The 22,344-nt window shown below is 70.0% G+C and carries 23 protein-coding genes; 1 reads left to right on the forward strand and 22 read right to left on the reverse strand.

What is annotated here, in order from left to right:
• The first annotated feature begins 209 nt into the window (after positions 1–209).
• Entirely contained in the window at positions 210–719 is a 510-nt protein-coding gene (locus tag ACYVF3_RS15730) for a M23 family metallopeptidase (RefSeq protein WP_461154966.1), read from the forward strand.
• Positions 720–728: 9 nt separating this feature from the next.
• Here the strand turns inward: ACYVF3_RS15730 and whiG are convergent, their stop codons facing one another.
• From whiG to ACYVF3_RS15840, 22 genes are all read right to left on the reverse strand, one after another.
• On the reverse strand, positions 729–1,679 hold the full coding sequence (gene whiG, locus ACYVF3_RS15735) for an RNA polymerase sigma factor WhiG (protein ID WP_461154967.1): 951 nt from the start codon (positions 1,677–1,679) through the stop codon (positions 729–731).
• Positions 1,654–2,628, reverse strand: coding sequence for a tyrosine recombinase XerC (locus ACYVF3_RS15740; RefSeq protein ID WP_461155005.1), 975 nt, complete (start codon positions 2,626–2,628; stop codon positions 1,654–1,656). Before ACYVF3_RS15740 ends, whiG begins: the two co-directional genes overlap by 26 nt.
• A gap of 183 nt (positions 2,629–2,811) precedes the next feature.
• Positions 2,812–3,999, reverse strand: coding sequence for a DNA-processing protein DprA (gene dprA / locus ACYVF3_RS15745; RefSeq protein WP_461154968.1), 1,188 nt, complete (start codon positions 3,997–3,999; stop codon positions 2,812–2,814).
• The gene (locus ACYVF3_RS15750; protein ID WP_461154969.1) at positions 3,999–5,510 is read right to left on the reverse strand and encodes a YifB family Mg chelatase-like AAA ATPase; all 1,512 of its coding nucleotides are present in this window, start codon (positions 5,508–5,510) and stop codon (positions 3,999–4,001) included. The genes dprA and ACYVF3_RS15750 overlap by 1 nt, the downstream gene beginning before the upstream one ends.
• The gene (locus ACYVF3_RS15755) at positions 5,511–5,828 is read right to left on the reverse strand and encodes a YraN family protein (RefSeq protein ID WP_461155006.1); all 318 of its coding nucleotides are present in this window, start codon (positions 5,826–5,828) and stop codon (positions 5,511–5,513) included.
• Positions 5,829–6,223: 395 nt separating this feature from the next.
• Entirely contained in the window at positions 6,224–6,547 is a 324-nt protein-coding gene (locus tag ACYVF3_RS15760; RefSeq protein WP_093413373.1) for a DUF2469 domain-containing protein, read from the reverse strand.
• Between the two features lie 33 nt (positions 6,548–6,580).
• On the reverse strand, positions 6,581–7,333 hold the full coding sequence (locus ACYVF3_RS15765; RefSeq protein ID WP_461154970.1) for a ribonuclease HII: 753 nt from the start codon (positions 7,331–7,333) through the stop codon (positions 6,581–6,583).
• Between the two features lie 7 nt (positions 7,334–7,340).
• Positions 7,341–8,237, reverse strand: coding sequence for a signal peptidase I (lepB, locus tag ACYVF3_RS15770; RefSeq protein WP_461155007.1), 897 nt, complete (start codon positions 8,235–8,237; stop codon positions 7,341–7,343).
• Positions 8,238–8,476: 239 nt separating this feature from the next.
• A complete protein-coding gene (rplS, locus tag ACYVF3_RS15775) occupies positions 8,477–8,833 on the reverse strand; it encodes a 50S ribosomal protein L19 (RefSeq protein ID WP_093413378.1) in 357 nt (118 codons plus the stop codon).
• Between the two features lie 193 nt (positions 8,834–9,026).
• The gene (gene trmD, locus ACYVF3_RS15780) at positions 9,027–9,818 is read right to left on the reverse strand and encodes a tRNA (guanosine(37)-N1)-methyltransferase TrmD (RefSeq protein ID WP_461154971.1); all 792 of its coding nucleotides are present in this window, start codon (positions 9,816–9,818) and stop codon (positions 9,027–9,029) included.
• Between the two features lie 107 nt (positions 9,819–9,925).
• Positions 9,926–10,492: a ribosome maturation factor RimM gene (gene rimM, locus ACYVF3_RS15785; protein WP_461154972.1), complete on the reverse strand. Its 567-nt coding sequence runs from the start codon at positions 10,490–10,492 to the stop codon at positions 9,926–9,928.
• A gap of 5 nt (positions 10,493–10,497) precedes the next feature.
• Positions 10,498–10,737, reverse strand: a complete 240-nt coding sequence (locus tag ACYVF3_RS15790) for an RNA-binding protein (RefSeq protein ID WP_461154973.1) — start codon at positions 10,735–10,737, stop codon at positions 10,498–10,500.
• Positions 10,734–11,210, reverse strand: a complete 477-nt coding sequence (gene rpsP, locus ACYVF3_RS15795; protein WP_461154974.1) for a 30S ribosomal protein S16 — start codon at positions 11,208–11,210, stop codon at positions 10,734–10,736. The genes ACYVF3_RS15790 and rpsP overlap by 4 nt, the downstream gene beginning before the upstream one ends.
• Before the next feature lie 200 nt (positions 11,211–11,410).
• Positions 11,411–12,223, reverse strand: coding sequence for a lysostaphin resistance A-like protein (locus ACYVF3_RS15800; RefSeq protein ID WP_461154975.1), 813 nt, complete (start codon positions 12,221–12,223; stop codon positions 11,411–11,413).
• Positions 12,224–12,291: 68 nt separating this feature from the next.
• Entirely contained in the window at positions 12,292–13,050 is a 759-nt protein-coding gene (locus ACYVF3_RS15805; RefSeq protein ID WP_461154976.1) for a lysostaphin resistance A-like protein, read from the reverse strand.
• Positions 13,051–13,255: 205 nt separating this feature from the next.
• Positions 13,256–14,326: a metal-dependent hydrolase family protein gene (locus tag ACYVF3_RS15810; protein ID WP_461154977.1), complete on the reverse strand. Its 1,071-nt coding sequence runs from the start codon at positions 14,324–14,326 to the stop codon at positions 13,256–13,258.
• Positions 14,323–15,888, reverse strand: a complete 1,566-nt coding sequence (ffh, locus tag ACYVF3_RS15815; protein WP_461154978.1) for a signal recognition particle protein — start codon at positions 15,886–15,888, stop codon at positions 14,323–14,325. The genes ACYVF3_RS15810 and ffh overlap by 4 nt, the downstream gene beginning before the upstream one ends.
• A gap of 121 nt (positions 15,889–16,009) precedes the next feature.
• Positions 16,010–17,752, reverse strand: coding sequence for a DEAD/DEAH box helicase (locus ACYVF3_RS15820; RefSeq protein ID WP_461154979.1), 1,743 nt, complete (start codon positions 17,750–17,752; stop codon positions 16,010–16,012).
• Positions 17,753–18,051: 299 nt separating this feature from the next.
• Positions 18,052–18,633 carry an AAA family ATPase gene (locus ACYVF3_RS15825; protein ID WP_461154980.1) on the reverse strand — a complete coding sequence of 194 codons (582 nt, stop codon included), beginning with the start codon at positions 18,631–18,633 and terminating at the stop codon, positions 18,052–18,054.
• A gap of 422 nt (positions 18,634–19,055) precedes the next feature.
• Complete coding sequence (locus ACYVF3_RS15830; protein ID WP_461154981.1) at positions 19,056–19,394, reverse strand: P-II family nitrogen regulator; 339 nt, start codon at positions 19,392–19,394, stop codon at positions 19,056–19,058.
• Positions 19,391–20,731, reverse strand: a complete 1,341-nt coding sequence (locus ACYVF3_RS15835) for an ammonium transporter (RefSeq protein ID WP_461154982.1) — start codon at positions 20,729–20,731, stop codon at positions 19,391–19,393. The genes ACYVF3_RS15830 and ACYVF3_RS15835 overlap by 4 nt, the downstream gene beginning before the upstream one ends.
• A 120-nt stretch (positions 20,732–20,851) precedes the next feature.
• Positions 20,852–22,072 (reverse strand): CynX/NimT family MFS transporter, encoded by a 1,221-nt coding sequence (locus ACYVF3_RS15840; protein WP_461154983.1) that lies wholly within the window; start codon positions 22,070–22,072, stop codon positions 20,852–20,854.
• Positions 22,073–22,344: the final 272 nt, after the last annotated feature.

The following is a 22,344-nucleotide window of genomic DNA, read 5'->3' on the forward strand; positions in this document are numbered from 1 at the left end:
GGACCGGACTTATCCGGGACCGCTGCGCGGCGGCGTACGCGCGGGCACGCGTAGTCGGCTCGTGCTGACACGAAACCGCGTGAACAGTGTACTGGACGCGCAACCCGTCACCCGATCGCGGACCACGAGTTGTCCACAGCGACCCGGTTCGTCCACAGATTGGCCGTCGGTCCTGGTCATGGCGGCCGTGAGCGGGACAGGGTGGAGACGTGCGAAACGTGATCGCGATCTTGCTCGGCGCCGCCCTCGCCTGCTGCTGCGCGCTCACCGCAGCAGCCGCTCCCGCACCAGTTCCCACAAGGGTCTCACCGGCGAGCTTCGGCTGGCCGCTCGCGCCCGCGCCAGAGGTGGTCCGGCCCTTCGAAGCGCCGGGCTCGGCCTTCGGTCCAGGGCACCGCGGCGTCGATCTGGCCGGGCGCCCGGGGCAGCCCGTGCTGGCCGCGGCGGACGGCGTCGTGGTGCACGCCGGGTGGCTGGTGGACCGCGAGGTGGTGTCGGTCGAGCACGCCGACCGCATGCGCACCAGCTACGAGCCGGTCTCACCGGAGGTCAGCGCGGGCGACCGGGTCGCGCGGGGCCAGGTCATCGGGCACCTGGAACCCGGGCATCCCGAGTGCGCGACCGCGGCCTGCTTGCACTGGGGCCTGCGCGAGGGCGACGAGTACCGGGACCCGCTGCAGCTGCTCCGAGGCGCTCGGGTGCGACTGCTGGCCTGGTGAAGCAGGAGGTCAGCTCGGCTCGGTGAGCTTGGTGCGCAGGCGCAGGACGGCGCGGGTGTGCAGCTGGCAGACGCGGGACTCGGTGACGCCCAGGACCCGGCCGATCTCGGCGAGCGTGAGGTTCTCGAAGTAGTAGAGCGTGACCACCACGCGGTCCCGCTCGCTGAGCCGTTCTACGGCCTCGGCGAGCTGACGGCGGCTGTCGCGATCGACCAGGGCGGCGACCGGGTCCTCGGCGCGGTCGTCGGGCAGCGTCTCCGCCAGCGAGGCCTGCGCGTGGCCAGCACCGATCAGGTCGTCCAGTGCCACGACGCTGGTCATCTGCAGCTGAGCGAACAGCTCGCGCAGCTCCTCGGTGGACAGTTCCAGCTCGTCGGCCAGTTCCGAGTCCGTGGCGGTGCGCTGCAGCTTGGCCTCCAGCCGCTCCAGCGCGCGCTCCACGTCGCGGGCGCGGCTGCGCACCGAGCGCGGGACCCAGTCCTGCGCGCGCAGATCGTCGAGGATCGCGCCGCGAATGCGCTGCATCGCGTAGGTCTCGAACTTCAGGCCGCGTTCGGGCTCGAACTTCTCGATCGCGTCGACCAGGCCGAATATCCCGGACTGGATCAGGTCGGAGATCTCCACGTGCGACGGCAGACCGGTGCCCACCCGGCCGGCGACGTACTTGACCAGCGGCGCGTAGTGCAGGACCAGCCTGTCGCGCAGCTCCTGGGACGGCCGCTCCCCGAACGACTGCCACAGCGCGACGATGCCGGCCTCGACCTCGTCACCGCTGCGCTGGCCGTGGGTGTCCCACGCCGACTCGACGGCGGCGAGCGCGAGCGCGCCCGGCGGCTTCGGTCGCTGGCCGTTGGCCACGCCGCCGTGATCGCGTGCGTTCCCCGGCGCCGAGCTCGATCGCGCGGCCACCGTGTAGGAGCCGCCCCCGGCGTGGTCAGGAACGGGGGTGGGTTCGGTCATGGATCGCCTTCAGCCGTTCAACGGTCACGTGGGTGTAAAGCTGGGTCGTTGCGAGCGTAGCGTGACCAAGCAACTCCTGAACGCTACGGAGGTCTGCGCCGCCTTCCAACAAATGGGTCGCAGCCGAGTGCCGAAGTCCGTGCGGCCCGAGATCCGGTGCTCCGCCGACCGCGCCGACGGCATCGTGAACGGTCCGCCTCGCTGTTCTGGGATCGAGGCGTCCACCCCGGACTCCCAGGAACAACGCTGCGCTCGACGGGTCACGCAGCAGTTTAGGCCGTCCGCTTCGGAGCCATAGATCGAGTGCCGCATCGGCGGGTAGGCCGAACGGCACGACGCGCTCCTTGTCGCCTTTGCCGATCACCCGCAGAACACGGCGTTCGCGGTCCACATCGCCGATGTCCAGGCCGCACAGCTCGGCGACGCGAACACCAGTGGCGTACAGCACTTCCACGACAGCGTGATCACGGAGAGCGACTGGATCGCCCTGTTCCGCACCGGACGCCGACGCGCTCATGGCGGCGCCCGCCTGGTCGGCGCGCAAGACCGGCGGCAGCTTGCGCTGGCGCGAGGGCACGGCCAGCTTCGGCCCGGGATCCCCGGGCAGCAGCCCGGCTTTGAACGCCCAAGCGGTGAAGGCGCGCGCGGAGGCCGTCTTCCGGGCCAGCGTCGAACGACTGGCCCCCGCGCTGTGCTGCGCGGACAGCCATTCGCGCAGCACCGAGAGGTCGAGCCCGCGCAGCCCCGCGTCGCCCGCGACCCCGGCTAAGTGCGCCAGGACCGAGACCACATCGGTGACGTATCCGCGCACCGTGTGGGTGGAGAGCCCGCGTTCGACCGCGAGGTGCCGCTCGAATGAGTCCGCAGCGGAGCCCAGTTCTTCGGGCAGCCCGGCCCGCACCTCGCGGAGATCGGGCCGGCTCGCTCGCGCGGGGCGTCCACCGGTCATGCCCCGACGCTCGTCGCAATCGATTCTCCGGTCAAGCATCGCCACGCGAATTCCACTGTTTCCGTGGTCACGTTGCGAAATCATGCCATTACATGTTGTCAACGAAGATCGCTGGGTACAGCTTCCTCGCGGATTGAACCCGCAGATCGGAGCGAGTCTCCCTTCCATTCTCCGGAATTTCTTTCACGAATCTTTCACACTTCTTTCTTTTCGCCTCAAGACCGCGCTCCACCCCCATTCCGTTCGTTTCACGAAACCTCCGAGTTCCAGTTCGGGGAGCACGGCACGGACCCGGGCCAGCGGCAAGCCGCAATCGCGGGCCAGTTCCTCGGTCCCGGCGGAGTCCATTCCGGTCAGGGCGTCGTGGACGCGTCGCGCGTCCTGGTGCAGCCGGTCGGTGGCGCGCGAGCCCGCCGCCACCTCCTGCGCCGGGCTCACCCCCAGCGGGGTGAGCAGCTCGACGACCTCCTCGGTGCGGGTGACCAGCACCGCCTGCCCCGAGCGCACCATCGCGTGGCAACCGACCGAGTTCTGCGAGGTGACCGGTCCCGGCACCGCCAGCACCGGACGCCCCAGCAGGTCCGCGGTGTTCGCGGTGTTGGCCGCACCGCTGCGCGCCCCCGCCTCCACGACCACCGTGGCCCTCCCCATGGCGGCGATCAGCCGGTTGCGCACCAGGAAGCGGTGCTTGCGCGGTGGAGTCCCCGGTGGGTACTCGCTGATCACCGAGCCCTGATCAGCGATGGCGCGCAGCAACCTCCCGTGCCCCGCCGGGTAGTCCACGTCCGCGCCGCAGGCCAGGAACGCCACCGTGCGCCCGCCTGCCGACAGCGCTCCCCGGTGAGCCGCGCCGTCGATGCCGTAGGCCGCGCCCGAGACCACCCCGAACCCTGCCTCGGACAGGCCGTTCCCGAGTTCCGCGGCCACGTGCTCGCCGTATCCCGACGCAGCGCGAGCGCCCACCACCGCGACCGCGCGCTCGGTGAACTCCGCGAGCCCGCCCTGGCCGCGCACCCACAGCGCGAGCGGCTCGGCCATGTCCGGCAGCTCCACCTCACGCGCTCCGGCGAGCTCGGTGAACGCCTCGGCCGGCCACTCCGGTTGCTCCGGCACGAGCAGGCGCAGCCCTGCCTGCTCACCCGCTCTCAGGACCCGCTCTCCGGAGACGTCGGCGCGCCTCGCCTCGACCTCCGCCAGCACCGGGGCAGGAGCCCGCGCCCGCAGGATCGCGTCCACCGCACCCCTGGCACCGCGCTCGGCGACGAACCGCGCCAACGCCTGCGCCGGAGGCTCCGCCACGGCTGAGAGGAACGCCCTGGCCTGAAGCAGCTCCCGCCGGGTCTTCTCGCTCAGCGTTGCCCACGTGCCCATCACACGGCCCTCCTGTCCCGGAACTCCAGCGCGGCGGCCACGTGATCGGCCGTCGGTCGCGAACTCCCGTCGAGATCTGCCAGCGTCCACGCCACCCGCAGGCAGCGATCGGCTCCGCGGGCGGTGATCGCGCCCGCCTCCAGCCCGCGTTCGAGCAGCGCCGTGGTCGTGTCCGGCAGCGCGAACTCCCTGCGCAGCACGGTCCCCGGGACTTCGGTGTTGGTGCGCCAGCCGTGACCGGCCCACCTCTCCCGCGCCACCGACCGCGCCCGCACGACCCGCTCGCGCACCACCGCCGTGCTCTCCGGCTCAGCGCCCGCTCCGGACCTCATCGCTGAGACCGGGCGGGTGCGCACCCGCAGGTCGACCCGGTCCAGCAGCGGCCCGGACAGCTTGCCCAGGTAACGACGCCGCGCCTGCGGAGCGCACTGGCAATCGAGCTCCCTGGCCGGTGCGCACGGGCACGGGTTCGTCGCCAGCACGAGCTGGAACCGCGCCGGGTAGCGCAGCGTCCCGTCACGGCGGGCGAGCCTGATCTCCCCTTCCTCCAACGCCGTGCGCAACGCCTCCAACCGCTTGGGCCCGAGCTCGCAAGCCTCGTCCAGGAGCAAGATCCCCCGGTGCGCTCTGCTGACGGCGCCGGGCCTGGCGAGCCCGGTGCCGCCGCCGATCAGGGCCGGAATCGACAACGACGGGTGCGGAGCGACGAACGGTGGGCTGCGCACCAACGACCCGGTGGATTCCTCGCCCAGCGAGCGCAGGGCCGTGACCTCCAGGGACTCCGGCCTCGAGAGCTCGGGCAGGAGCCCGCAGAGCCGCTTCGCCAGCATCGTCTTGCCCGTTCCCGGCGGGCCCACCATGAGCAGGTGGTGACCGCCTGCGGCGGCGACCTCCAGCGCCCAGCGGGCTTCCGGCTGGCCGAGCACGTCGGACAGGTCGGGCTCCTCGTCTCGCTCGGGTTCGGCCACCGGCGGCGGGTCCTCGCACAGCTCGGCCAGCTCGCGCAGCCAGGCGACCACCTCCCTCAGGTGCTCCGCGCCGAGGATCTCGATGCCGTCCACCAGGTGCGCCTCGGCCAGACCCTCGACCGGCACCACCGCGCGCCGCATTCCCGAGCGACGCGCGGCCAGCAGGGCGGGCAGCAGACCGCGCACCCGCCGCAACCGCCCGTCCAGGGCGAGCTCGCCGAACAGCACCGTGCCCGCCAGCCTGTGCGGCGGGACCTGCTCGCTGGCGGCGAGCACCGCGCAGGCCAACGCCAGGTCGTAGGACGTGCCGCCCTTGGGCAGCGCGGCCGGCGACAGCGCCAGCGTGATCACCCGGTCTGCGGGCCACTCCTCGCGGCAGTTCTGGACGGCCGCGCACACCCGGTTCTTGGCCTCCTTCAACGCGCTGTCGGGCAGGCCGATGAGCTGCACGGACGGCAGCCCGGAGCGCACGTCGGCCTCGATCTCCACCAGGACGCCGTCCACCCCGAACAGCGCGACCGCCCACGTCTTGCGCAGCGCCATTCAGAACACCCCCGGCAGATGCTCGACGCGCGCCTGCTCACCCGGTGGCCACAGCACCGAGACGACGTCGAAGCGCACCCGGCAGCCGACCAGGGCGCGCTCGGTGAGCCAGGCCCGGGCGACACCGCGGATCCGGGCGATCTTGTCCGGACCGACGGCGTGCAGCGGACCGCCGTAGTCCACCCCGGAACGCGCTTTGACCTCGCAGAACACGACGACCTCGCCGTCGGTGGCGACGATGTCCAGCTCGCCGCGAGGACATCGCCAGTTGCGGTCGAGGACGGTCAGCCCGTTCCGCTCCAGCAGTTCGGCGGCCATCCGCTCGCCGACCCGGCCCAATTCGTGCCTGCGCCCGCCGACGAGGTGGTCGGACAGCGGCGTGGTGATCTTGTCGGTGCGCACGGGAACCTCCCCAGGAAATCGAGTCGAGTGCTCCCGTCCCGGAGAGGACCAAAACTGCTCGGCACCAACGGTTCCGGAAACGGGATGAACTCCACGTTGCCCATTGCCGACCGAATTTCCAAACAGATTTCCGAATCTGTGGACAAATTGGTCCCCTGTGGACAAACAACGCTCACACCTACGTGTAGCGGATTTCCCGCATCCGGGTATTGGTCACCGCGCATTCCCCGGCATCCCTCGCGCTGCGCGCACGAAAAACCCGGGCGGCCGAATTCGGCCGCCCGGGCATCTGAGCCTTGTTCGGGGTCCCCCTACGACCCGAACGGCCCGTTCTCCGGCAACCGGAGATCGGGCTTGTCCAACTCCTCGACGTTGACGTCCTTGAAGGTGATCACCCGAACGTTCTTGACGAACCTCGCCGGGCGATACATGTCCCAGACCCAGGCGTCGGACATCGACACCTCGAAGTAGACCTCGGAGTCGGAGTTGCGCACCTGGACGTCGACCACGTTGGCCAGGTAGAAGCGCCGTTCGGTCTCCACGACGTAGGTGAACTGACCGACGATGTCGCGATACTCCTTGTAGAGCTGCAGCTCCATCTCGGTCTCGTACTTTTCGAGATCCTCGGCGCTCATCGGTGTGCGAGCCCTTCTGCGTTTCCGTTCGGACTACAAGGCCTCATTGTCCACCACTTCCCCCTTCGAAGCATCGAACAAACCGGGCTTGCTGGTCACAGCGCGCGGCGAACGCATCCCGTGCTTCGTGGCAGCTGCCACAACGTTGGCGTAGGACCAGCGGTGCTGCACGCTCGGACCGTGCTCGGTCATCCGCTGGGAGTGCAACGGGGTGCTGTAGCCCTTGTGCACGTCGAAGGCGTAGTCGGGGAACCGCTCGTGCAGCTCACCGGCCATCAACCGGTCCCTGGTCACCTTGGCCAGCACCGACGCGGCCGCCACGCACGCGGCCACCAGGTCGCCCTTGACCACCGCGACGCTCGGCGTGGCCAGGCCCTGCACCTTGAAGCCATCGGTGAGGACGTAACCGGGGTGCTCGGTCAGCTGCGCCACCGCGCGGCGCATGCCCTCCAGGTTGGCCACGTGGATGCCCAGGGCGTCCACCTCCTCAGCCGGGATCACCACGGTCGAGCAGCTCAGCGCGCGGACGGTGATGCGGTCGAAGAGCCGTTCCCGGTCGGCCTCGGACAGGACCTTCGAATCGGTGAGACCGTCGAACCGCTTCCCGTCGCCGGGCTTGAGCACGCACGCGGCGACCACCAGCGGCCCGGCGCACGCGCCGCGGCCGGCCTCGTCCACACCGGCGACCGGACCCAGCCCCCGACGGTCCAAGGCGCTCTGCAGGGCCCAGTTGCCGCTGCTGCGCCGGATCACCGACCGGGGTGGCCGGAACTCCGTCACCGTCACTTCGATGTCACTCCGACTGCCGTCGCTTGCTCACTGACCCGACGAGCCTACGACCCATCCAGACCGCGGGGAACGCCGCGGCGAACCCGACGCCCAGCGGCAGCCCGCCCTGCCAGGCCGGAGCGCCCAGCGCGGTGGACTGCGGGTTGGGCTCCGAGATGCTCTGCCAGCGGGTCGGCGGCAGCACGATGACCTGGGCCTTGCCGATGACGTTGTCGACCGGGACGGCACCGTTGACGCCACCGCCGCCCTGCACGCGGGAGTCGGAGGAGTCGTTGCGGTTGTCACCCATCACCCACAGGTGCCCCGGGGGCACGGTGACCGGCGCGAAGTCCTCCTGGCCGACGCCGCGGCCCGGCTCCCAGTACACGTACGGCTCGTTGAGCGGCTTGCCGTCCACCATCACGCGGTTCTCGGAGTCGCAGCACTCCACGGTCTGCCCGCCGACGGCGATGATCCGCTTGACGAAGTCCTTCTCGTCGGGGGCACCGAAGCCCAGCAGCGAGGCCGCGCCCTGGAAGAAGCCCGCGACCGGGTTGGTGGACTCCTGGGCCTTGAACTCGTCCTGCGCCCACGGTTGCGGGCCGCGGAAGACCACGACGTCGCCTGGCTCCGGATCGGAGAAGCGGTAGGAGACCTTGTCGACCAGCACCCGGTCGTTGTTGCAACCCGTGCAGCCGTGCAGCGTCTGCTCCATCGACTGCGACGGGATCACGTACACCCGGGCCAGGAACGCCTGGATGAGCACGGTGAGCACCAGTGCGGTCACGATGAGGATGGGCAACTCCACCCAGAAGGAAGACTTCTTCTTCTCCTTCTTCGGCTTCGGGTTTCGTGCCGCCCCGCCGGGGGCACCTTCACGGTGCTCCGAGTCGTGGGGCTCTTCCGCTGATCCGCTGCGCATGACGTCGGCCACGCGGCCAGGCTACTTGAACCACGTGCGGGGCCGACGCGCTGCCCCGGCACGGCGGCGCTGGAAACCTTTCCGGCCGTGCCCCGATGACGTGCAATTTTCCGGAACATCCGATTCGGCCGGCGGCCTCCGCAGCCGCTGGGCCTGCATTGATCACCCGAAGGTGGACAAGCGAAGGGCCCGGTCGCTGTCACGGCCGGGCCCTTCGGTGCTGCTACGTCTCGCGTCGATCAGGACGCAGCGGTCTCCCGCTTCTCCTTGATCTTCGCCGCCTTGCCGCGCCGGTCGCGCAGGTAGTACAGCTTCGCCCGCCGGACATCGCCGCGCGAGACGACCTCGATCTGCGCGATGTTCGGGGTGTGCACCGGGAAAGTCCGCTCCACACCGACACCGAAGGAAACCTTGCGCACGGTGAAGGTCTCCCGGATGCCATCGCCCTGGCGGCGGATGACTGCGCCCTGGAAGACCTGAGTCCGCTCGCGCGAACCCTCGATGACGCGGACGTGAACCTTCAGCGTGTCACCGGGCCGGAAGGCCGGGATGTCGGAACGCAGCGACTGGGCGTCCAACGCGTCCAGGGTGTTCATCGGTGGTCCGTCCTCATCCGTGTCGAAGGCACCCGTGTTCTCACATGTCGATGACCCGACCTGAGGTGGGCACCGCCCGACACGGGGTGAACTTGCTCTTTGCGCATGTCGAACCACGTGGCCCGACTGCATCAACCTGTCCAGTGTGCCAGATCCGCATTTCGGCGCCTGATCCGGCCCCTGCTCGAGGAGCTCAGCGCGACGCGTCCCCGGCCTCACTGGAATCGTCGGAAGCATCCGACGCGCGTAGTTTATCGAGCTGTTTCCGGTCGGCCTTATCCAGGTCCCCCTCCGGCAACGCCGAGAGCAGCTCCGGCCTCCGGTGGTAGGTGCGCTCCAGCGCCTGATCGCGCCGCCAGCGGGCGATCGCGGCGTGGTTGCCGGAGCGGAGCACGTCCGGGACCGGGTGGTCCCGCCACACCTCGGGACGCGTGTAGCAGGGCCCTTCCAGCAGTCCGTCGGAGAACGAGTCCTGCTCGGCCGACATCGGGTTGCCCAGCACTCCCGGCAGCAACCGCACGACGGCCTCGATCATCGTCAGCGCGGCGACCTCACCGCCGACCAGCACGTAGTCGCCGATGGAGACCTCTTCGACGGGCATCCGCGCGGCGGCGTCGTCGATGACCCGCTGGTCGATGCCCTCGTAGCGACCGCAGGCGAACACCAACCACGGGTCCTCCGACCAGCGCACGGCCGTCTTCTGGTCGAACGGCCGGCCGGCCGGGGTCGGCACGATCAGGCGCGGTGTCGCCTCCTGCGGGGCGCAGACCTCGTCCAGGGCCTCGCCCCAGACGTCGGGCTTCATCACCATGCCGGGACCGCCGCCGTAGGGGCTGTCGTCCACCGCCCGGTGCACGTCGTGGGTCCAGTCGCGGAGGTCGTGCACCCCGACGGAGATCCGCTCCCGCTCGATGGCCTTGCCCAGCAGCGCTTCCCGCAGCGGGTTCAGGTAGTCGGGGAAGATCGTGATCACGTCGATGCGCATGGTGGCCTCGTCTGGGAAACGCCCTGTGAACGGGAATGATGCGGTGGGACAGTTCGTGGGGGTGGGGAAGTTTCCATGAGAACTTCCCCACCCCCACGAACCTCTGCCTAGTCCAGCAGGCCTTCGGGCGGGTCGAGAACGACCCTGCCGGATTCCAGGTCGACCTCGGGGACGATCGCGGCGACGAAGGGCACCAGCGCTTCCCGCTCGCCGTTGTCGGCCTCCGGGTCCGCGATGGCGATCACGAGGAGTTCGCCCGCGGGTGAGTGCAGCACGTCGCGCACCACACCCACCTCGTCACCGGAAGCGAGGGCGGCGCGCAGCCCGATCAGCTCGGTGTCGTGGAACTCCTCGGGGTCCTCGGGAGATTCAGCCGCGTCGGCGGGGACCGTCAGCAGCGCACCGCGCAGCTCGTCCGCCGCGTCGCGGCCGTCCACGCCCTCAGCGCGCACCAACAGCCGCCCGGCGTGCTGCCGGGCGGCTGTCACGGTGAAGCTCTGCGCGCTCGTGTTCTTGCTCGACCCGGCGCCTCGGCGCTTCAGGCCGAGCACCGAACCGGGAACGAACCTCAGCTCCGGGCTGTCGGTGAGCACCTCGACGACGAGCTCGCCCCGCACGCCGTGCGGCCGCACCACGCGCCCCACTGCGAGGGACTCCGGCTGACGTTCGCTCATGCCGGTCAGCGGTCGGTGTCGACCACGTCGACCCGGATGCCACGACCGCCGATGCCGGACATCACGGTCCGCAGCGAGGTGGCGGTGCGCCCGCCACGGCCGATGACCTTGCCCAGGTCGTCCGGGTTGACGTGCACCTCGAGGGTGCGACCCCGCCGGGTCGTCAGCAGCTGGACGCGGACATCGTCGGGGTTGTCGACGATGCCGCGCACCAGGTGCTCAAGCGCGTCCGAGAGGACCGTCACGCCTGACCGTCCTCGGACTTCTGCTCGTCGGCCTTGTCCTCGGCCTTCTCGTCGGCCTTGTCCTCAGCCTTGGCCTCGGACTTCTTGCCACCCTTCTTCTTCGGGGTGGTGGCCTCGACGGTCGGCTCCTCGCCGGCGGCGGCGAGAGCGGCCTCGAACAGCTCCTGCTTGCTCTTCTTCGGCTCGGCGACCTTGAGAGTGCCCTCGGCGCCCGGCAGGCCCTTGTGCTTCTGCCAGTCGCCGGTGATCTCCAGGATGTTGCGCACCGGCTCGGTCGGCTGCGCGCCGACACCCAGCCAGTACTGCGCCCGCTCCGAGTCGACGACGATGCCGCTCGGGTTCTCCTTCGGGTGGTACTGACCGATCGTCTCGATGACCCGGCCGTTGCGACGGGTGCGGGCGTCGGAGATGACGATGCGGTAGTGCGGCTCGCGGATCTTGCCGATCCGCGCGAGCTTGATCTTCACAGCCACGGGTGCTGGTGCTCCTCAGACTCTCATTGGTGCTCCGGTGAGCGGTGCGCCAACCGCGTGGGGCAGCGATGCGCACAGCTCGTAGGTCAAATCGCCCCCGAGAGGTGAGAGGGACCCCTCGCAGCGAACAGCAACCCATTCTGCCAGACGCCCCCCTCCGGTGGTGACCGGGGCTTCTGGCCTGGGCAGCGCGGGCGGGGTCAGGTCGGCATCAGGCCCAAGGAGACCAGGAGCAGGCCCAGCGCGGGCAGGAAGTTGTTGACCTGGTGAGCGATCACGCTGGCGGTGAGGCGGCCGGTGACCATCCTGGCCAGACCGATCGGGATGGTGATCACCAGCAGCAGCCAGGTGCGCGCCGGCTCCAGGTGCCCGATCGCGAACACCGCCGTGCTCAGCACGAACACGTTGAGCTGGCTCCAGCCCAACCGCTCCATCGCGCCCCACAGCAGGCCGCGGTAGAGCAGCTCCTCGCACAGCGGTGCGACCAGCCAGATGTGCAGGAAGACCAGCACCGCCACCACGGGCGGGAACCGGACCCCGTCCAGGACGCTGCTGACCGTGGACGTCTGCCCGGGATCGGCCCAGTGCGTCCACAGCATCGTGGCGAGCGTGGTGGTGACCAGTCCGACACCGCCGATCGCCAGCCCCGTCCTGACGTCCGACCAGCGCCACTCCAGCCCGAAGTCCTGCACCGGGCCGTTGCCGCGCAGCACCGTGATGAGCACCGCCAGCCCGCCGGCGAGCAGGGTCGGCAGCACCAGCATCAGCACGATGGACCAGACGCCGGGCGAGCCGAACGCGGCGGCCAGGACCACCGAGACCAGCACGAACACGAGTTCGGCGAGGAAGAACGCCCCCAGCCCCCAGCGGTGCGTCCGGACCGGTGGATCGGCCACCCAGGTGCGTCCCGACGGCTGATCGCCGGTGACTCCGGATTCTTGTGTTGAGTGCACGAGCGCCTCCGTGATGCCGAACAGCGGGTCGACGACCCGCGTGACGATGTCGGCGGACACCGGCGGAAGTGGTCAGACTACTGCCGACCCGGGCCGCGTCACGATCACCACGTCTTCGAGCGGAGTGTTCATCCGGCCACTGCGAACAGCAGGAGCGCGGGGAGGAAGTTGTTGGTGGCGTGCGCGACCATGCTCGCACCGACCCGTCCGGTGATCATCCGAGCTGCTCCGATGGCCAGCCCGCCCACCAGCAGCACCGGTGTGCGCCACGCCTCCTGGTGTATCAACGCGAAGATCACCGAGGTCAGGATGAGGATCGCGAACTGCGGCACCCGGTAGTGCTCCAGCGCGCCCCACAGGGCGCCGCGCATCAGCAGCTCTTCGGTCAGCGGTGCGCCCAGGAACGCGAACAGCGCGAACAGGAACAACCAGATGGTCCGGTCTCCCTGCATCAGCCTGGCCAGGTCGGTCTCCGGCGGCGGGCCGGTGACCGCGATGATCACCAACGTCACCATCCACGACCCGAACAACGCGCAGAGCCCGCAGATCAGGCCGACCTTGACGTCGTGACGCCGGGGCAGGATGCCGAAGTCCGCGCGCAGCCCGCGGCCTCGCCACCAGGAGAAGACCGCCGGGACGAGACCGAGCAGGATGTTCGGGGCGAAGGCGAGCAGCAGCAGCGGGCCGGTGTTCGGCGGCTGCGACGGGTTGAACCCGCCGTCGGGCTCGGGCCGCACGGCTCCGAGCACGACCACGGCCAGGTAGTAGCCGCCGTATCCGATGAAGAACGCGGCGAACCCCCAGGCCAGCGAACCGCGTCTGGCGGCTTCCAGCTTCGCCTCCCAAGGCTTGGGGTGCAGATCGGCGGTGTCGTCCACCCGACGCATCGGCTGGAGGTAAGGATCTCGCTTCTCCCCCACAAGACGCTCCCCTCGACCCTTCAACCCTAAGGGCTCGCACACGGAGATGCCGTTTCCGCGCTCGCCGCGGTGGGAACGATTGCGAGGACCGTTTTCAGAGTGTTCGAACCTTCGAAAGCCCGTGCTGGCCCACAGGTGTCGTCCTCCTCGGCGACGCAGGATCGCCGCTGGGTCAGAAGCTCTTGCCGCCCAGCAGGATTCGCTTCGGATCCCGGAGGACGTCCAGGTCCTTGCGGGGGTCCGCGTCGTAGCACACGAGGTCTGCAGGCGCGCCGTGCTCCAGCCCGGACCAGCCCAGCCAGTCGCGGGCGCCCCAGGAGGCGGCGCTGAGCGCCTGCTCCGCGGACATGCCGACGCGGTGCAGCGCGGCGACCTCGTCGGCGAGCACGCCGTGCGGGATGCCGCCTCCGGCATCGGTGCCCGCGTAGACCGGGATGCCCGCCTCGATGGCCTTGGCGACGGTGCTGTCGGCGCGCTCGTAGAGGGCGTTCATGTGCGTGGCGTAGTCCGGGTACTTGGTCGCCGCGGCGGCGAATCCCGGGAAGTTCTCCACGTTGACCAGGGTCGGCACCAGCGCGGTGCCGCGCGCGGCCATCAGCTCGACGGTCTCGTCGGTCAGGCCGGTGCCGTGCTCGATGCAGTCGATGCCCGCGTTGATCAGCCCGGGCAGCGCGTCCTCGCCGAACACGTGAGCGGTGACCCGGGCACCGAGCCGGTGCGCGGTGTCGATCGCCTCGGCCAGCACCTCGTCGCTCCACAGCGGTGTGAGGTCGCCGACCGAGCGGTCGATCCAGTCGCCGACGAGCTTGATCCAGCCGTCGCCGTACGCGGCCTGCTCGGCGACCGCTGCGGGCAGGTCCTGCTCGTCTTCGAGGTCGTCGGACAGCTTGGGGATGTAGCGCTTGGGCCGCGCCAGGTGCTTTCCGGCCCGGATGATCCGCGGGAGGTCGTCGCGCTCCTGCAACGGCCGGGTGTCGATCGGGGAACCGCAGTCGCGGATCAGCAGGGTGCCGGCGTCCCGGTCCGTCTCGGCCTGGGTGACGGCCTCGTCCAGCTCGACCGGCCCCTGGGTCCCGATGCCGACGTGGCAGTGCGCGTCGACCAGGCCGGGCAGCACGTACCCACCGTCGAAGACGGTGTCGGCTCCGGCCACCGGCTCCAGCGAGATCCGGCCGTCGACGATCCACAGGTCCCGCTGCGCACCATCGGGCAGCACCGTGGCGCGCAGGTGCAGCGCCGTCACTTGTCCTTCTTGTCGAAGTTGAGCTTAGAGGGGTCGAACCCGGGCGGCAGCTGGTTGGCCGACGGGTCCAGTTTGGACAGGTCCGGACCGCCGCCCATGCCGCCCATTCCGGGAATCCCGCCCGGGGGCAGACCGGGGAGGCCGCCGGGCATGCCCTTCATGCCCTTCGGCGGGGTCGGGCCGCCCTTGCCCTTCTTGCCCTTCTTCCCCTTCTTGCCCTTGCGGTTCTTGCTCCCGCCTCCGCCGCCGCCGAAGCCGCCGAACTGGCCGGCCATCCGCTGCATCATCTTGCGGGCCTCGAAGAACCGGCTGACCAGGTCGTTGATGTCGCTGATGGTCACGCCGGAGCCGCGCGCGATGCGCTGGCGGCGGGAGGCGTTGATGATCTTCGGGTCGGCCCGCTCAGCAGGGGTCATACCGCGGATGATCGCCTGGATGCGGTCCAGCTGCTTCTCGTCGAAATTGGCGAGCTGGTCCTTCATCTGGCCCGCGCCCGGGAGCATGCCCAGCAGGTTCTGCAGCGGACCCATCCGCCGCACCGCCTGCATCTGCTCCAGGAAGTCCTCCAGGGTCAGCTGGCCGGTGCCCAGCTTCTCCGCGGCCTTCTCCGCCTCCTCCTGGTCGAAGGCCTGCTCGGCCTGCTCGATCAGGGTGAGCATGTCGCCCATGCCCAGGATCCGGTTCGCCATCCGGTCGGGGTGGAAGACGTCGAAGTCCTCCAGCTTCTCGCCGCTGGAGGCGAACATGATCGGCTGGCCGGTGACCTCGCGGACCGACAGCGCGGCACCACCGCGGGCGTCGCCGTCGAGCTTGGTCAGCACCACGCCGGAGAATCCCACGCCGTCGCGGAAGGCCTCGGCGGTGGCCACCGCGTCCTGACCGACCATCGCGTCCAGGACGAACAGGATCTCGTCCGGGGTGACCGCGTCCCGGATGTCGGCGGCCTGCTTCATCATCTCCTCGTCGACGCCCAGCCGGCCGGCGGTGTCGACGATGACCATGTCGTGCTGCGCGCGCTTGGCTTCCTCGATGCCGTCGCGGGAGACCTGCACCGGGTCGCCCACGCCGTTGCCCGGTTCGGGAGCGAACACCGGAACACCGGCGCGCTCACCGACGACCTGCAGCTGGTTGACCGCGTTCGGCCGCTGCAGGTCGCAGGCCACCAGCATCGGGGTGTGCCCCTGCCCGGACAGCCACTTGGCGAGCTTGCCCGCCAGCGTCGTCTTACCGGCACCCTGCAGACCCGCGAGCATGATCACCGTCGGCGGGGTCTTGGCCAGCTCCAGGCGACGGGTCTCACCGCCGAGGATCGTGACCAGTTCCTCGTTGACGATCTTGACGACCTGCTGCGCGGGGTTCAGCGCCTGCGAGACCTCGGAGCCCTTGGCCCGTTCCTTGACACCCTTGATGAACCCGCGCACGACGGGAAGCGCCACGTCCGCTTCGAGCAGGGCGATGCGGATCTCCCGCGCGGTGGCGTCGATGTCGGCTTCCGACAGCCGCCCCTTGCCGCGCAGGTTCGTCAGGACCGAGGTGAGCCGGTCGGAGAGAGTGTCGAACACGGGTTCACGGGCTCCAGAGTCGAGAGGTGTACCTGGGTACCTGTGCGAGGGTAGCCGGTCTGCGCCACGGACTGGCGCGGACCGGCTACCGACGAAGGGACCCGATCAATTCAGTGCAGTATCACGCACCGGTGTGGCGCAGGTCGCGCTTCGGGGCCGTGCGGTGCTGCGGCGAGCGCTGCGCGGCACCGCTCTGGCCCTTGCGGTGCGGGCGCGGCTTGTTGTCGCGGTCCCGGTTCCCGGCCGGGCGACGCGGGCGGCGGTTGATGAACTCGCCGTCAGCGCGGGTGATCTTCAGGCCGCGGCCGGCGACCTGAGTGGTCCGCAGCTTGGTCAGCAGCTCGTCGGACAGGTCCGCGGGCAGCTCGATCAGCGTGTGCTCGTTGCGGATGTCGATGTGCCCGATGTACTTGCTGGGCACACCGCCCTCGTTGGCGAGGGCACCGACCAGCGCGCGCGGCGTGACCCGGTTCCGCCTGCCGACCTCGACCCGGTAGGTCTCGGTGTCGGAGCTGTTGCTGTGGAAGGCGGGACCGTCGCGGCGGACCGGCTCCGGCTCGGCTTCCAGCAGCAACGGCCGGTCGCCCTGGGCCATCGCGGCCAGGGCAGCGGCGATCTCCGACGCGGGCACGTCGTGGGTGCGCTCGTAGGAGTTGACCAGCTCCTGGAAGACCTCCAGGCCGCCCTTGGCGAGCGTGTTGGTGATGCTCTGGGCGAACTTCGCCAGACGGCGGTCGTTGACCGCGTCGATGCTCGGCAGCTCCATCTGCTGGATCTGCTGGCGGGTGGCCCGCTCGATGGCGCGCAGCAGGTGCCGCTCGCGCGGGGAGACGAACAGGATCGCCTCGCCGCTGCGCCCGGCACGACCGGTGCGGCCCACGCGGTGCACGTAGGACTCGGTGTCGTGCGGGATGTCGTAGTTGAGCACGTGCGAGATGCGCTCGACGTCGAGACCGCGCGCGGCCACATCGGTGGCCACCAGGATGTCGACCTTGCCGTCGCGCAGGTGGCCGATGGTGCGCTCGCGCTGCGCCTGCGCGATGTCACCGTTGATGGCCGAGGCGCTGAAACCGCGCGCCTTCAGCTTCTCCGCGAGCTCCTCGGTGAGCTGCTTGGTGCGCACGAACACGATCATCGCGTCGAAGTCCTCGACCTCGAGGATGCGGGTCATCGCGTCCAGCTTGTTGGACGGGCGCACCGGGACGTGCCGCTGGTTGATGTTGGTGGCCGTGGAGGTCTTGGTCTTGACCGAGATCTCCGCCGGTTCGTTCAGGTAGTTCTGCGTGATCTTGCGGATGCCCTGCGGCATCGTCGCCGAGAACAGCGCGACCTGGCGCTGGCTGGGCACCGACTGCAGGATCTTCTCGACGTCCTCGATGAAGCCCATCCGCAGCATCTCGTCGGCCTCGTCGAGCACCAGGTTCTTCAGCTCGCTGAGGTCCAGCGAACCCTTCTCCAGGTGGTCGATGAGCCGGCCCGGGGTGCCGACGACGACGTGCGCGCCGCGGCGCAGGCCGGCCAGCTGGGGGCCGTAGCCGGTGCCGCCGTAGATCGGCAGCACGTGGAAGCCGGGCAGGTGCGATGCGTAGCGCTGGAAGGCCTCGGAGACCTGGATCGCCAGCTCGCGGGTGGGGGCCAGCACCAGCGCCTGCGGCTTGGTGCTGGTCAGGTCCATCTTGGAGAGGATCGGCAGCGCGAACGCGGCGGTCTTGCCGGTGCCGGTCTGCGCCAGGCCCAGCACGTCGCGGCCTTCCAGCAGCAGCGGGATCGTCTGCTCCTGGATCGGCGACGGGGCCTCGTACCCGATCTCGGCCAGCGTCTTCTGGACGCGCTCGTCGAGTTCGAGTTCAGAGAAGTTAGGCATGCGGAACGCGGGTCTCCCTAGGTGGGTCGGCGGGGGGCTGATCGCGGATGGAAGGTCCGGCGCCACCCCGCGCGTGCTGACGGGGCGTTGCGTCCACTCGGTGGCGTGCGGCGAACCTGCTTGGACTCCGCTTGCGCTTGACGAACCGCGCGCTCCACCCGACGCACACCCTGTTGCCAGTGACTCGCAGCTCGAAAAATCTCAGCCTGGCGCAACGACATCTGGCCGCAGCACCGGAGCTCCAGGATAGTCATCGCGATCAGTTGATGTCGGCCCGCCCCTGCCCAACGGGACGCAGGTCACGTCTCGACGTCCAGCCGCAGGCCACCGGCCACCTGAGATCGGGTGAACAGGTGCACCCGCCGCCAACCGGCGAGCCGCTCCCCCTCCACCAGCCGCCGGTGCATCCGCTCGGCGCGCAGCACGTGCCTCCGGAAGGAACCCGACCGGATCAGCCTGCCTCGCGCGCGCTGCCCGTCCAGCGCGGAATCGGGGTCGGCGTGCAGCCACAGCAGCACCGTCCGCCGCCCGCTCAGGCGGGCGAAGACCAGCAGCATCAGCCGCGTGCTCGCGCGGGTCGCGGGTTCGTGCGCAACCACCGGCCCCGGGGAGGTCAGGCACGCCCACGCGATCCGCGAGCGGTGCAGCAGGTGCACGAGGGGCCGGTAGTAGCGGTACGGGACACCGGACGAGCGGCCGCGCAGCCGCGCGCGCACCTGCTCGGAGTCCAGCCGCACGACGTCGGCGTCCGCGCGCATCTTGGCCAGAGCGGTGCTCTTGCCCGCTCCGGGAACGCCTGCGAGCACGACCAGCGAGCGGCGGCCCACCCGCACCGAAGGCGTCGGGTCGGCTGCGAGCGGAGATGCGTCCGAAATGTCCACCAGGCCTACAGATTACGCGCAGGCGGATCATGGGAGGCCGAGATGGTGATCACTCGCGACAACGGCGTGAAGGCGGCCCGCTCCCCCAAGCAGGCCGCCTCGCCGAAACACCCGGTGCGCCACGGGGTATCGCACCCGGCCCGACGTGGGAGGCCCTGTTGCCCCCGCCTCCCACGCACCCCCTCTGCGATCGCGCATCCCGCGAAGCCCGCCCGACCCCCAGTACGGGCGCGATCCCCGGTTCCTCCCTGATCACCGCGTCGCACCACGAAGTCTGCCCGCGCAGGCACCGATCCGAGACCGTGAAGCTGCCCGAATGCGACTGCGTAGTTGTACGCATCCGAACCGGGGGAACCTGCCGAGGAACGCGAGAGCGCCTCCCGGCCCTGGTGCCGGGAGGCGCTCTCGGGGACCGCCGACGATCAGATGGCGGCCACGCCGGTCTCGCCGGTCCGGACGCGCACGACCGTCTCGACCGCCGTGACCCAGACCTTGCCGTCGCCGACCTTGCCGGTGCGGGCGGCGCCGACGACGCCCTCGACCACCTCGTCCACGTCGGTCTCGTCGACGAGGACCTCCACGCGCGACTTGTCGATGAAGTCCACGGAGAACTCGGCCCCTCGGTAGACCTCGGTGTGACCCTTCTGCCTGCCGTAGCCCTGGACGTCGCTCACGGTCATGCCCAGCACGCCGATCTTGCCCAGCGCCTCCTTGAGATCGTCGACCTTGTCCGGTTGGACGATCGCTGTCACCAGTTTCATGCTCGGCTGCCCTCCAGCTTGCGGTCCTCGATGCCGCCGGCCGTCGCCGCGGCGCGGCGAGCGGAGCGGTCGTCACCGAAGTGGTACGCGGTCTCCGCGTGCTCGGTCTCGTCGATGCCGGCGGCCTCGTCCTCCGGGCTCAGCCGGAAACCGAGGGTCGCCTTCACGATCAGCGCGAGCACCAGGCTGAGCACGAACGAGTAGCCCAGCACCGCGAAAGCGCCCACCGCCTGCCGCCACAGCTGGTCCAAGCCGCCGCCGTAGAACAGGCCGGCCACGCCCGCCGGGGCCTCCGCCGAGGCGAACAGCCCCACCAGGAGGGTTCCCATCAGACCGCCGACGAGGTGCACGCCGACGACGTCGAGGGAATCGTCGTAGCCGAAGGTGAATTTCAGGCTCACCGCCAGCGCGCAGACCGCGCCCGTGATCGCACCGACCGCGATCGCGCCCAGCGGGGTCACCGAGGAGCAGGCCGGGGTGATCGCGACCAGACCGGCCACGATGCCCGACGCGGCGCCCAAGGTGGTGGCGTGGCCGTCGCGCACGCGCTCCACCAGCAGCCAGCCGAGCATCGCGGCGCTGGTCGCGACCAGCGTGTTGACCAGGGTGAAGGCCGCGGTGTTGTCGGCGGCCAGCGCCGAACCGGAGTTGAAGCCGAACCAGCCGAACCACAGCAGGCCGGCGCCGAGCACCACGAACGGCAGGTTGTGCGGCTTGCCGACGCCCTTGGGCCAGTTCTTGCGCTTGCCGAGCACCAGCACCAGGGCCAGCGCGGCGGCGCCCGCGTTGATGTGGACCGCGGTCCCGCCCGCGAAGTCGATGGCGGCCAAGCGGTTCGCGATCCAGCCGCCGACGGCCGTGACGTTGCCCGCGTCGTCGGTGTCGTCGAAGTCGAAGACCCAGTGCGCGACCGGGAAGTACACGACCACCGCCCACAGCGCGGTGAACAGCAGCCACGGCCCGAACCGCGCGCGGTCGGCGATGGCACCGGAGATCAGCGCGACCGTCAGGATCGCGAACATGGCCTGGAACCCGACGAAGGCCAGCGACGGGATCGTGCCCGACAACGAGCCCTCACCGAGAAGCCCTGACAAGCCGAAGTTCTCGAAGGGGTTCGCCAGCAGACCCCAGCCGCCGACGTCGGTGGAGAAGGCCATCGAGTAGCCGAAGAGCACCCACAGCACGCCGACCACGCCGATCGAGCCGAGGCTCATCATCAGCATGTTCAGCACACCCCGGGACCGGACCATGCCGCCGTAGAAGAACGCCAGCCCTGGAGTCATCAGCAGGACAAGAGCGGCGCTCACTAGCACCCATGCGGTGTCGCCTGAATTCACGTCGCCTCCCGTGCGAACCGAGTTGGCCGCATCTTGGGAAATGGCTGTTTCAGGCGAACCGTCGTGCTGTTACGCAGGCATGAAATACCGCCCGCCTCGGTTACATCGGGCGCGCGATTGTCAATTCGGTGTTTCGCGGCCGATCACCGACGGGACCTGGACCGGTCGGCCGGCGGAGAGCCCGAACGCCAGCCAGCCCGCTGAGCAGGCCAGGATCAGCACCAGCGGCAGGGTCCAGGCGTCCGAGGCGTCGTGCAGCAGACCGATGAGCAGCGGACCCGCGGCGGCGATGAGATATCCGCCTCCCTGGGCCATCCCGGACAGGGCCGTCGTGCTGTCGCTGTCCGGCGAGCGCAGGCCGAGCAGGGTCAGCGCGAGGCCGAACGCGGCGCCCTGGGCGAGCCCCAGAACGGCCACCGCGGGCCACAGCAGAGCGGTCGGGCCGAGCAGGATTCCGCCGAACCCGGACATGAGCATCAGCGACAGCACCACGATGATCGGGCGCTGGTCGTGCAACCGCCGGCACAGCACCGGGATCGACATCGAACCGGCGGCCTGGATCGCCGCCTGCACGCCCAGCGCGAGACCGGCGAGCTCCGGGCTCATCCCCCGGCTCTGCAGCATCGTGGGCAGCCAGCCGAACACGATGTAGGCGAGCGAGGACTGCAGGCCCATGAACAGCGTGAGGTGCCAGGCCAGCGGGCTGCGCCACAGGATGCCGGGGCTCACCGGCTTCGGCGCGGCGACCGCGCTGCCGCGCACCGCGACCAGGCTGATCACCAGGGCGACGAGCACCGGAACGGCCAGCAGCCCCAGCGGTGCCCGCCACTCGGAACCCAGCGCGTGCCCGATCGGCACCACGGCGGCGGCCGCGATGGCACCGCCCAGCGTCAGGCACATCGTGTAGACGGCGGTGACCACCGGGACCGTGTGCGGGAAGTCGCGCTTGATCAGGCCGGGCACGGCGACGTTGGCCACGGCGATGCCAGCGCCGACCACGATCGTGCCCGCCAGCAGGGTCCAGATGTCGCCGAAGGAGCGCAGCGAGTTGCCGATCAGGAGCACCACCAGGCACCCCAGCAGCACGCGCTCGTCACCGAAGCGCTGCCGCAGGCGCGGCGCGATGAAGGCGAAGGCACCCAGGCACACCACCGGCAGGGTGGTCAGCACACCGCCGAACGCACCGGAGACCCCCAGGTCGTTCTGGATGCGCTCCAACAGGGGCGCGACCGCGGTGAACGGGGGTCGCAGAGCCAGCGCCACCAGCACCACCACGACGACGGTCACGATGGCGGTGACCCGCTGGGTTCGCGGCGACTCCTCCCGAACTCCGGTGTCCACGCGACTCTTCCTCCCCGCTACCAACAGCACTTCCGCGGTCAACCCAACTACATGGAACGGCCGTACCACAATCTCCCGACCAGTGAACCTCTGCACACTCCGCCCGGGGATTCCCCCAAACCTCCCGAATCCACCACCCTTCGAACTTCGCGCGACATTCGACTCCACCCACGCACCTGGGCGAGTCTCACGAGGTCAGCGCGGCTCCCGGGGTGGTGATCTCAATTTCGCGCGAAATTGAGTCCAGAACGCAGCGCTCGAACTTCGCGCGG

Source organism: Saccharopolyspora tripterygii (assembly GCF_054778355.1).

Excerpts from the sequence above, each read along its gene's own strand:
- whiG (WP_461154967.1), bottom strand. The coding sequence starts at position 1,679 with ATGACCGAACCCACCCCCGTTCCTGACCACGCCGGGGGCGGCTCCTAC.
- ACYVF3_RS15740 (WP_461155005.1), bottom strand. The coding sequence starts at position 2,628 with ATGACCGGTGGACGCCCCGCGCGAGCGAGCCGGCCCGATCTCCGCGAG.
- dprA (WP_461154968.1), bottom strand. The coding sequence starts at position 3,999 with ATGGGCACGTGGGCAACGCTGAGCGAGAAGACCCGGCGGGAGCTGCTT.
- ACYVF3_RS15750 (WP_461154969.1), bottom strand. The coding sequence starts at position 5,510 with ATGGCGCTGCGCAAGACGTGGGCGGTCGCGCTGTTCGGGGTGGACGGC.
- ACYVF3_RS15755 (WP_461155006.1), bottom strand. The coding sequence starts at position 5,828 with ATGGCCGCCGAACTGCTGGAGCGGAACGGGCTGACCGTCCTCGACCGC.
- ACYVF3_RS15760 (WP_093413373.1), bottom strand. The coding sequence starts at position 6,547 with ATGAGCGCCGAGGATCTCGAAAAGTACGAGACCGAGATGGAGCTGCAG.
- lepB (WP_461155007.1), bottom strand. The coding sequence starts at position 8,237 with ATGCGCAGCGGATCAGCGGAAGAGCCCCACGACTCGGAGCACCGTGAA.
- rplS (WP_093413378.1), bottom strand. The coding sequence starts at position 8,833 with ATGAACACCCTGGACGCGTTGGACGCCCAGTCGCTGCGTTCCGACATC.
- trmD (WP_461154971.1), bottom strand. The coding sequence starts at position 9,818 with ATGCGCATCGACGTGATCACGATCTTCCCCGACTACCTGAACCCGCTG.
- rimM (WP_461154972.1), bottom strand. The coding sequence starts at position 10,492 with ATGAGCGAACGTCAGCCGGAGTCCCTCGCAGTGGGGCGCGTGGTGCGG.
- ACYVF3_RS15805 (WP_461154976.1), bottom strand. The coding sequence starts at position 13,050 with ATGCGTCGGGTGGACGACACCGCCGATCTGCACCCCAAGCCTTGGGAG.
- ACYVF3_RS15820 (WP_461154979.1), bottom strand. The coding sequence starts at position 17,752 with ATGCCTAACTTCTCTGAACTCGAACTCGACGAGCGCGTCCAGAAGACG.
- ACYVF3_RS15830 (WP_461154981.1), bottom strand. The coding sequence starts at position 19,394 with ATGAAACTGGTGACAGCGATCGTCCAACCGGACAAGGTCGACGATCTC.